Source organism: Streptomyces sp. NRRL S-37, assembly GCF_000721605.1.
Classification (GTDB): Bacteria; Actinomycetota; Actinomycetes; order Streptomycetales; family Streptomycetaceae; genus Streptomyces.
In genome coordinates this window covers 1-252 of the sequence record NZ_JOIZ01000160.1, presented here as the reverse complement: position 1 = coordinate 252, position 252 = coordinate 1, and the positions used below count along the sequence as shown (strand labels likewise).

Sequence of the window (252 nt, the reverse complement as noted above, 5' to 3'; positions counted from 1 at the left end):
TGCCGTGACCCCGGGCGTCATCGCGCCATGGTTGGCGTAGATGCGCCCGTAGGCCAGTAGATACAACTGCGGGTTGAACAGTTGCCGATACAGTTCGTCGCACGGCAGGCCACGCCTGCCGCGTTCACGCAGGACACCCAGCACCGTTTTGGCGTTCTGCATTCCGCATACCTCCCGGGTTCAAGTGTCCGAATCACCTGGCCCCCTTCGCCCGATGCGGACGGCTTTCCCGTCCTCCCTGGCCGGTCGTTA

General features: G+C 63.9%; 1 pseudogene. It reads right to left on the bottom strand.

Annotation, left to right across the window (positions count from 1 at the left end):
• Positions 1–162 (bottom strand): annotated as a pseudogene (locus IH50_RS43425) (RNA-directed DNA polymerase); the annotation flags it as partial.
• Between the last annotated feature and the right edge of the window lie 90 nt (positions 163–252).